This is a genomic window from Pseudomonas sp. (assembly GCF_049590575.1).
Classification (GTDB): domain Bacteria; phylum Pseudomonadota; class Gammaproteobacteria; order Pseudomonadales; family Pseudomonadaceae; genus Aquipseudomonas.
This window is the reverse complement of sequence record NZ_JBAWDE010000435.1, coordinates 1-9,035: the sequence shown is the minus strand read 5'-3', so window position 1 is coordinate 9,035 and position 9,035 is coordinate 1. Positions and strand designations below refer to the sequence as shown.

Sequence of the window (9,035 nt, the reverse complement as noted above, 5' to 3'; positions counted from 1 at the left end):
GGCTTGCACCGGCGGCTCGCCGACCGCCGGCGCGAACATCCAACGCCAGGCCGCCAGCGGCCAGCGCATGCTCAAGGGCCACGGAATATCGCTGTCCTTGTTCGCTTGCGCGACCGGTTCAACGCCTTTCATGAAGTACGCATATAACGCCTGCATGTCGCCGTCGCTGACACGTGCGTAGGACGGATACGGCATCGCCGGGTAAAGCGTACTACCGTTCTTGGCGACGCCATGGCGCACGGCCTTGTCGAAGTCTTCGAAGCTGTAGTCACCCAGGCCGGTGTTCTTGTCCGGGGTGATGTTAGTGGAGTAGATCACCCCGATCGGGGTCTCCATCGGTAGGCCACCGGCGAACGGCTTGCCGTCCTTGGCGGTGTGGCAGGCCACGCAGTCTCCGGCGCGGGCCAGGTATTCGCCCTGCTTGACCAGGTCGGTTTCGGCGGCGCTCACCGAGCAGCTGCTGAACAGGGCGAAGGTGGCGATAACAAATGCTTTCATGGTCATCGCTCCTTATGCCTGAACCAGTGGGCCGGGGTTTTTCAGGTACTGCTCGCGGATCGCGCGGGCCGACCAATAAGTCAACGCCGCCACCAGGCCAGTAGGGTTGTAGCCCAGACCTTGTGGGAAAGCGGACGCGCCCGGGACAAACACGTTGTGTACATCCCAGCTCTGCAGATAACGGTTCAACGCACTGGTTTTCGGGTCGGTGCCCATGATCGCGCCACCGTTGAGGTGGGTGGTCTGGTAGGACGCCGTGTTGAAGTGCTCACCAACCTTTTTGCCGAGCACGGCAATGGCCTTTGGGTTCATCGCCTCGGCGACCTTGCCCATTTTTTCCATCATGAAGCGGTTCATCTTGATGTCGTTTTCCTGCCAGTCGAACGTCATACGCAGCAGCGGCAGGCCGTAGGCATCGCGGTAAACCGGGTCCAGATCCAAGTAGTTGCCCCGGTAGGATTGATGCGCACCGTGGGAGTCCATCGACACCTGGTGCGTGTAGTAATCGGCCGTGGCGCGCTTCCAGGCGCTGCCCCAGGCCGGCGTGCCAGGCGGGTTGGACGTACCCGCAATCGGCCGGCTGCCGGCCTGGTTGACCCACATCGGCGAGCCGCCCACAAAGCCGTGCGGCCCGTGGTCGAAGTTGTCCGCGTTGAAGTCATCGATGGCCACGCCATTGCCGCCCGCACCGATGAAGTTGTTGGTGTGGGTGTCCTTGTCGAAGAACGCCTTGATGGTGCCCATGTTTTGGTAGGCGAAGTTCCGGCCCACCACGCCCTCATTGGTAATCGGGTCGTAGGGCTTGCCGATGCCCGACAGCAGCATCAGGCGCACGTTGTTGAACTGGAAGGAACCGATGATCACCAGGTCCGCCGGCTGCTCGCATTCGCGGCCCTGAGCGTCGATGTAGGTCACGCCGGTGGCCTTGCTCTTGGTGCTGTCGAGGTTGACCTTGAGCACGTGGGAATTGGGCCGCAGCTCGAAATTCGGCACCTGGCGCAGCGCCGGCAGAATGTTCACGTTCGGCGAGGCTTTGGAATACATGTAGCAAACATAGCCGCTGCAAAAGCCGCAGAAATTGCACGGGCCCATCTGTGCGCCGTAGGGGTTGGTATACGGTCCCGAGGTATTCGCTGACGGCAAGTTGTAGGGTTTGTAGCCTACGTCCGTAGCCGCTTTCTGAAACAGCTGTGCGGAGACGGTGTTTTTCTGCGACTCCAACGGGAACGGGTTTGAGCGATCGGGCGCATACGGGTTGCCGCCACGGCCTTCACCCACCAACTGACCTTTTACGGTCCAGGCTTGGCCGGAGGTGCCGAAGACTTTTTCCGCGTAATCGAAAAACGGCTCCAGCTCTTCATAGCTGACGCCAAAGTCCTGGATGGTCATGTCTTTGGGGATGAAGTTTTTGCCGTAGCGCTCTTCATAGTGGCTGCGCATGCGCAACTCGATAGGGTCGACACGAAAGTGCACGCCCGACCAGTGCAGGCCCGCGCCGCCCACGCCATTGCCCGGCAGAAACGCACCCAACTGACGGTTGGGCAGGGCGACGTCATTCACGCTATGGCGAATCGTCACCGTCTCTTTGGAGATGTCCTGAAAGAGTTTTTTACGCACGCTGTAGGTCAGTTCGTCGATGACCTGGGGATAGTTGCCGTCCGGGTAGGTGTCCTGCATCGGGCCGCGCTCCAGCGCTACCACGTTCAGGCCAGCTTCCGTCAGTTCCTTGGCCATGATCGCGCCGGTCCAGCCGAAGCCCACGATCACCGCATCCACTTTCTTCATGATGGTCGCCACGTTTATGCCCTCTCGCCGCGAATGGAAACAGCCGGGAAGGGGTATTGCTCGTTGCGTTCAACCCAGTCCATGAAATCGGCGCGGGCGCCGGGGAAGCCAATCATGGTCCAGCCGACCATGCCTTTGTTGCCGCCGTGGATCGGGTCGCAAAAGAACCCTTCCTTGGTGTTTTGCAGCAGCAGGTTGAAAAAGATCTTCGGTGGCACCGAGGCAAAATGCGCGCTGACTTCACTGCCGCCAGCCTCCAGACGATGGAGCATATCTTCCTGGGTAGCGCTGTCTTGCGCAGCAAAAGCTTTACCGTTGAACGCCTTCGACCATGCATCCGTGGCGGCGATGCCCAGGCGATAGATGTCCTTGGGCACCAATTTGCTTTGCCAGCCCATCTCCGGCGCGGCATCAGCGTTGAACGGACCTTGCATGAACCACAGGGCACCGCTGGCATACGGCGTGTTCATCTGGCGGTCGATGTATTCCGGCGCGCCGGCCTCCAGGGCGCCGGGGCCTTGGGCATCGGCGGGAATCAGGCGTGCGACGGCGGCGTTGATAAACGCCCACTCTTCGGCGGTGAAATACGTCGGTTCGTAGGCTTTGTCACTGACGGCTGGCGTGGCCGGGGCGGCCTGGGCCGGTTCCGGCGTGGCCATCAGCATCGAGCCGCCAAGGCCGGTGCTGGCAACCGTGACCACCGGGATCAAGGTCAAGGATTTGCGTAAAAAGTCACGCCGGGGGTTGTCTTGATCTTGATCAGACATGGTGGCACCTCATCATGTGGTCACGGGTTTGGCAGTCGCTTCTGGTGAGCGGCTTGGCGTTGATCGAAGCAAGTTGGATCCAATAGATCCGAGGAGGTAGAACGCAGCGGCAATCAATAGTTACAAATGATAGCAGGCTAAGCATGCAGAGAATCGATTCAGCGACCTAAGTCGAATAAATCCGCGCAAAAAAAGGGGAGGGGGCTTACTCCCGATGGCGGTGGTCAGCCAACACATTGTGTTGACTGACACCGCGCTATCGGGGGCAAGCCCCCTCCCACATTTGGACTGAGTAAGACGATTAGTCTTTTTTCAACTTGGGGTTGGGAAAGAACTGCACCGCCTGCACCTTGGGGTCCGCCGGCGCTTTCAACGCCGAGGTGTTGACCCGCGTGCCCAATTCCTTGGGCACCGACAACCCCTGGTCATTCAGCGTGTCGGTGTAACCGCAGGCCACGCACTCGCGGTGCGGCACGTTGTCTTCGCTCCACATCTTCAACTTGTCCGGCTCGCTGCACGCCGGGCAAACCGCCCCGGCGATAAACTGCTTTTTGGTGATCACAGGCCCTTCGCTCATGCTGCCGCGTCCTCACTCAGGCCGCTGTGGCGCAAGAGTGCGTCAATCGACGGCGCACGTCCGCGGAAGTCGACGAACAGCACCATCGGCGCCTGCGAGCCGCCGCGTGCCAGGATGGCTTCGCGGAACGCGCGGCCGGTTTCGGCGTTCAGCACGCCGTCTTCTTCAAACTTGGAGAAGGCATCCGCCGACAGCACTTCCGCCCACTTATAGCTGTAGTAACCCGCCGCATAACCGCCAGCGAAGATGTGCGCAAAGCTGTTGGGGAAGCGGTTGTACGCCGGTGGACGCATCACCGAGACTTCATCGCGCACGCCTTCGAGCACCTGCGCCACGCTGCGGCCGTCGCCATGGGTGGCATGCATTTCAAAATCGAACAGCGAGAATTCCAGCTGGCGCACCATCATCAGGCCGGACTGGAAGTTTTTCGCCGCGAGCATTTTTTCCAGCAGGTCCTGGGGCAGCGGCTCGCCGGTTTCGTAATGGCCGGAGATCAGCGCCAGGCCTTCCGGCTCCCAGCACCAGTTCTCCATGAACTGGCTCGGCAGTTCCACCGCATCCCAGGCCACGCCGTTGATGCCGGACACGCCAGCGTGCTCGACGCGGGTGAGCAAGTGATGCAGGCCGTGGCCGAATTCGTGGAACAACGTTGTCACTTCATCGTGGGTCAGCAGCGCAGGCTTGCCGCTGTCGGCGGGGGTGAAGTTGCACACCAGGTTGGCCACCGGGCTTTGCAGCACCCCATCGACGGTGCGGCGACGGTCGCGCGCGCCGTCCATCCAGGCACCGCCGCGCTTGTTGGCGCGGGCGTACAGGTCAAAGAAGAAGCGCCCGACGTGCTGGCCGTTTTCCTTGATTTCAAACAGGCGAACGTCCGGGTGCCAGGTGTCGAAGCCTTTCTGCTCGGCGATCTCGATGCCATACAGGCGCTGCACGATGGCGAACAGCCCGCCGAGCACTTTGTCGATCGGGAAGTAGGCGCGCAGGGCTTCCTGAGACACGCTGTAACGTTGCTCACGGAGTTTTTCGCCGTAGAAACCGCTGTCCCAGCTTTGCAGGTCGGCGCAGCCTTGTTCCGCGGCGTAGGCCTTGAGCTGTTGCAGGTCCTGGGTGGCGAACGGCTTGCTGCGCTTGGCCAGGTCGCGCAGGAAGCTCAGCACCTGATCGCTGGACTCGGCCATTTTGGTGGCCAGGCTCAGCTCGGCGAACGAGGCGAAGCCCAGCAGTTGGGCGAGTTCCTGACGCAGGTCGAGGATCTGTTCCATCACCGGGCCGTTATCGTTCTGACCGGCATTCGGGCCTTGGTCCGACGCACGGGTGCAGTAGGCTGCGTAGATTTCCTCACGCAGGGCGCGGTCCTGGGCGTAGGTCATCACCGCGTAGTAGCTGGGGAATTCCAGGGTAATCAGCCAGCCATCGAGGCCTTTGGCTTGCGCGGCGGCGGCCATTTGCGCCTTGGCCGAGTCGGTCAGGCCGGCGAGGGTGGCTTCATCGGTGACGTGTTTGGTCCAGGCCTGGGTGGCGTCCAGCAGCTGGTTGGAGAATTTGCTGCCCAGCTCGGACAGCTTGCTTTGCACTTCGGCGTAGCGTTTTTGCTGCTCGGGCGGCAAATCGATACCCGACAGGCGGAAGTCACGCAGCGAATGTTCCAGAATGGTTTTTTGCGCCACGTCGAAACCGGCGGCTTCCGGGCTGTTGGCCAGGGCTTCGAAGGCCTGGAACAGCGCGCGGTTCTGGCCCATTTCGGTGGAGTAGGCGCTCAACGCGGGCAGGCAAGCCTCATAGGCTTCGCGCAATTCGGCGCTGTTGCACACGGCGTTGAGGTGGCTGACCGGGCTCCAGGCGGCGCCCAGGCGGTCATTCAGTTCGTCCATGGCCAGCACCAGCCCGGCCCATGTCGGATTTTTACCCTGGCTTTGCAGGATGCCTTCGATGGCGACGCGGTTGTCGGCGAGGATCTGTTCGATGGCCGGCTGCACGTGCTCGGCACGGATCGCCGAAAACGGCGGCAGGTCGTAGGACTGCAGAAGCGGGTTGTTCGCGCTCACGGTGGGCACCTTGGCTGAAGAATCATGTAAGAACAAAGATGGGGCCATCTTAATTACAATCAACTCCCACCGCAGCTATCAGCAGAAGAGAGAGAAGCTATCGTGACCCTTCGCACCTATCAGAACCACACGCCATCCCTGGACGCCGGGGCTTTTGTCGATATTTCGGCGGTGGTGATCGGCGATGTCGAAATCGGCACCGACAGCTCGGTCTGGCCGCTGACCGTGATTCGCGGCGACATGCACCGCATCCGTATCGGTGCCCGCACCAGCGTGCAGGACGGCTGCGTGCTGCACATCACCCATGCCGGGCCGTTCAACCCTGACGGTTTCCCACTGCTGATCGGCGACGACGTGACTATCGCCCACAAGGTCATGCTGCATGGCTGCACGGTGGGCAACCGCATCCTGATCGGCATGGGCAGCATCGTGATGGACGGCGCCGTGGTGGAAGACGACGTGATCATCGGCGCCGGCAGCCTGGTGCCGCCGGGCAAGAAGCTCGAAAGCGGCTTCCTGTATGTCGGCAGCCCGGTTAAACAAGTCCGCGCGCTGACTGACAAGGAACGCGCGTTTTTCACCTACAGCGCCGCGAACTACGTGAAGCTCAAAGACCTGCACCTGGCGGAAGGATTCGACCGATGACTCTGAACTACCCCACCGTCCTGTTCGACCTGGATGGCACCCTCACCGACCCTCGCGAGGGCATTACCCGCTCGATCCAGTACGCCCTCGGCAAGCTGGGTATCGACGAGCCGGACCTGACCAAGCTCGAGCACTTCATCGGCCCGCCGTTGCTGCAAGCCTTCATGCAGTTTTACGACTTCGATGAAGCCACGGCCTGGGAGGCAGTGAATTTCTACCGTGAGCGCTTCAAAGTCACCGGGCTGTACGAAAACCGCGTGTTCGACGGCGTGATGCCGTTGCTCGAAGACTTGAACGGCCAGGGCCGCCAGCTGTATGTCGCGACGTCCAAGCCGTGGGTGTTTGCCCGCGAGATTGCGCGGCATTTCGATTTTGCCAGGCACTTCAAGGTGATCTACGGCAGTGAGCTGGATGGCACGCGCACCAACAAGGTCGAGCTGATCGCGCACTTGATCAGCGAAGAAGGCCTGGACCCGGCCACCACCTTGATGATTGGTGACCGCAAGCATGACCTGATCGGCGCCCGCAGCAATGGCGTGGATGCGGCGGCGGTGGGGTATGGGTTTGGCAGTTTCGAAGAGCTGAATGCCGAGGCGCCGACCTGGCATTTCGAGACGTTGGCGCAGATGCATCAGGCGTTTTTGCAGCGCGCCTGAAATCTTTCGGGGGCAAGCCCCTCCCACAATTTGACCGTGTACACCGGTCAGTGTGGGAGGGGGCTTGCCCCCGATGAGGGCCTACCGGCCAACCCCCTCCAACTGCCTCAACGCCGCTTTACGCTGTGCCAACGGCAACCCGCCCATCTTCTCCACCGCTGCGTAAAACTTCACCCAATCCCCACCTTCCTGCGCGAACAACGCCGCAAACGCCGGCACCCATTGGTCATACAGCCCAAACGGCAGCAACCGCGCATTGTTCATCGGCTGGTTGATCCAGGCATCGTAACGCTTGTCACCGCCCCACTGGCTATCCCGCAGCTGGCGATAGTCACTGCGCAAGCGCTCAAATTGCGCCGCCTTGGCCTGGCGCATCACATCAGCGGCCAACGGCTGTGCGTACAGCACTTCGAGGCGTTTACGGGTATCGAGGATCAACCGGATAAACTGGTCACGCTGCTGCGCCAGCGCATCGCTGAGTGGCGCCAGGCCACGGGCCGCACGCCATTGGCGGGTGCCTTCCTGTTCGACGAAATTGGCAAACGACTCGTTGAACTCGGTGTCGTCCTTCACATAGAAACGTTGGTGCGCCAACTCATGAAAAATCAACGTGGCCAGGCGCTCGTCACCCCAGTGCATCATCGAATTCATGATCGGGTCATTGAACCAGCCGAGGGTGGAATAGGCCTCGACGCCACCGACCGACACATCCATGCCCCGTTGTTTCAACAGTGCCGCCTCACCGCGGGCCGCGCCCTGCTGGTAATAGCCGCGATAGGCCACACAGCCGGCGATGGGGAAGCAATGCGTCTCGGGTGCCAGGGAAAATTCCCGCGTGGCAAACAGGTTCCAGACCACGTAAGGCCGGCCGATGTCGGCATACAACCTGTAACTCTGGTTGTCGGGAAGGTGCAGGTGCTCAGTGGCGAACGCCCGCGCTTTCTGCGATTGCGCCAAGTGATCACGCAATGCCTGCGGCCGCGAGGGGTCGGCGATAACCTCGGAAACCGGCTCCCGGGCCCGCAGCAACTGCCACTGGCCGCTGGCTAACTGGCTGTAATAACTGACACTGGAGCAGCCGCTGAGCAGCACAACCATTAACCCTGGAAGAAAACGCCTGACCATGCCTCGACTACCCCTGGGTTATTTATTCGCCAGACTATCCCGATCACACGGAATTTTTCCATGGCACAGCGTGTTTATACTCATAGGGAGTCTGCTGCCACTGTCGCCAGGCTCTATTCCTCCCCTCCGCCGAGTGCCCGCCATGCGCCAGCTCTTGCTACCCGTGACCGCGTTGTTTCTCAGCGCCTGTGCTTCCACGCCCATCCCTGCGGTCGACCCACACCAGGCCTGGGTCGATTTCGCCACCCCCACACCGGGCGCCAAACTGGTGATGGCTCAGCGTCTAGACGGCAAGAATCTGCCGGACGGGCGCTATTTTCAGGTCCCACCGGGCAGTCACGAATTGATGGTGCGGTTTGATTTCGAGGTGCCTACCGGCGGCAGCTTGAGTGGGTTTGGGCAAACGAGCGACCGTACCTGCTTCATCACTTTGCAGTACGACCGTTTCGAGGCCGGCCAACGTTATCGGCTGGAAGGACGCTCGTTGGGCTACACACCCAATATCCGTTTGTATAACGCCGCTCGCCAATTGCTGGCCGAAGAGCGCAGCGTCAACTGCCTCTGATCAGTCGTTGTTCTTCTGGTAGACGATAGCTTTGGTGCCATTCTCACAGCTGCCGACGACCATGGCACTGTCATGCTTGTCAGCTTCTTCCTTGCTGACGATCTCCAGGGTGTAGGAAGGAACGGCGTTCGCCTGGATTTTGACCTCGATCTCTTTCCTGAGCTCTTCGCAGTCTTTTGGCGCGGCCAGGGCCGACGTTGCCAGTGCACCGCAGATAACCGCCAAGGCAATACGTTTCATCAGTGAAGCTCCCTAAATGCATTGCGCACGGGTGTGCGTCTAAGGCTGCATACGCTATAGGACCACAGTTTATAAACGCTGGTTCTGATTTAACGCAAAACCAAATGAGGGAGGGGGCTTGCCCCCGAA

General features: G+C 60.8%; 10 protein-coding genes. 3 read left to right on the top strand and 7 right to left on the bottom strand.

Going from position 1 to position 9,035, the window contains the following annotated elements:
- The 5 genes from WBR57_RS29945 to prlC form a co-directional block, all read right to left on the bottom strand.
- Positions 1-498: c-type cytochrome (locus WBR57_RS29945; RefSeq protein WP_424089173.1), on the bottom strand; the 498-nt coding region annotated here is incomplete at its 3' end.
- 12 nt (positions 499-510) lie between these two features.
- Entirely contained in the window at positions 511-2,295 is a 1,785-nt protein-coding gene (locus tag WBR57_RS29940) for a GMC family oxidoreductase (RefSeq protein ID WP_424089171.1), read from the bottom strand.
- Between the two features lie 2 nt (positions 2,296-2,297).
- Positions 2,298-3,050: a gluconate 2-dehydrogenase subunit 3 family protein gene (locus WBR57_RS29935; protein WP_424089169.1), complete on the bottom strand. Its 753-nt coding sequence runs from the start codon at positions 3,048-3,050 to the stop codon at positions 2,298-2,300.
- Between the two features lie 301 nt (positions 3,051-3,351).
- Positions 3,352-3,627 carry a YheV family putative zinc ribbon protein gene (locus WBR57_RS29930; RefSeq protein WP_424089167.1) on the bottom strand — a complete coding sequence of 92 codons (276 nt, stop codon included), beginning with the start codon at positions 3,625-3,627 and terminating at the stop codon, positions 3,352-3,354.
- Positions 3,624-5,723: an oligopeptidase A gene (gene prlC, locus WBR57_RS29925; protein ID WP_424089165.1), complete on the bottom strand. Its 2,100-nt coding sequence runs from the start codon at positions 5,721-5,723 to the stop codon at positions 3,624-3,626. Before prlC ends, WBR57_RS29930 begins: the two co-directional genes overlap by 4 nt.
- A gap of 54 nt (positions 5,724-5,777) precedes the next feature.
- Here prlC and WBR57_RS29920 point away from each other — a divergent pair, with 54 nt between their 5' ends.
- Both WBR57_RS29920 and WBR57_RS29915 read left to right on the top strand, forming a co-directional pair.
- The gene (locus tag WBR57_RS29920) at positions 5,778-6,320 is read left to right on the top strand and encodes a gamma carbonic anhydrase family protein (RefSeq protein WP_424089163.1); all 543 of its coding nucleotides are present in this window, start codon (positions 5,778-5,780) and stop codon (positions 6,318-6,320) included.
- Positions 6,317-6,976, top strand: coding sequence for an HAD family hydrolase (locus WBR57_RS29915; protein WP_424089161.1), 660 nt, complete (start codon positions 6,317-6,319; stop codon positions 6,974-6,976). Before WBR57_RS29920 ends, WBR57_RS29915 begins: the two co-directional genes overlap by 4 nt.
- A gap of 81 nt (positions 6,977-7,057) precedes the next feature.
- On the opposite strand, the gene WBR57_RS29910 is transcribed toward WBR57_RS29915, so the two are convergent.
- Complete coding sequence (locus tag WBR57_RS29910; protein WP_424089159.1) at positions 7,058-8,101, bottom strand: aminopeptidase; 1,044 nt, start codon at positions 8,099-8,101, stop codon at positions 7,058-7,060.
- Positions 8,102-8,243: 142 nt separating this feature from the next.
- Here WBR57_RS29910 and WBR57_RS29905 point away from each other — a divergent pair, with 142 nt between their 5' ends.
- Positions 8,244-8,666, top strand: a complete 423-nt coding sequence (locus WBR57_RS29905; protein WP_424089157.1) for a hypothetical protein — start codon at positions 8,244-8,246, stop codon at positions 8,664-8,666.
- Here the strand turns inward: WBR57_RS29905 and WBR57_RS29900 are convergent, their stop codons facing one another.
- Entirely contained in the window at positions 8,667-8,906 is a 240-nt protein-coding gene (locus tag WBR57_RS29900) for a DUF1161 domain-containing protein (protein WP_063033723.1), read from the bottom strand.
- Positions 8,907-9,035 lie beyond the last annotated feature (129 nt).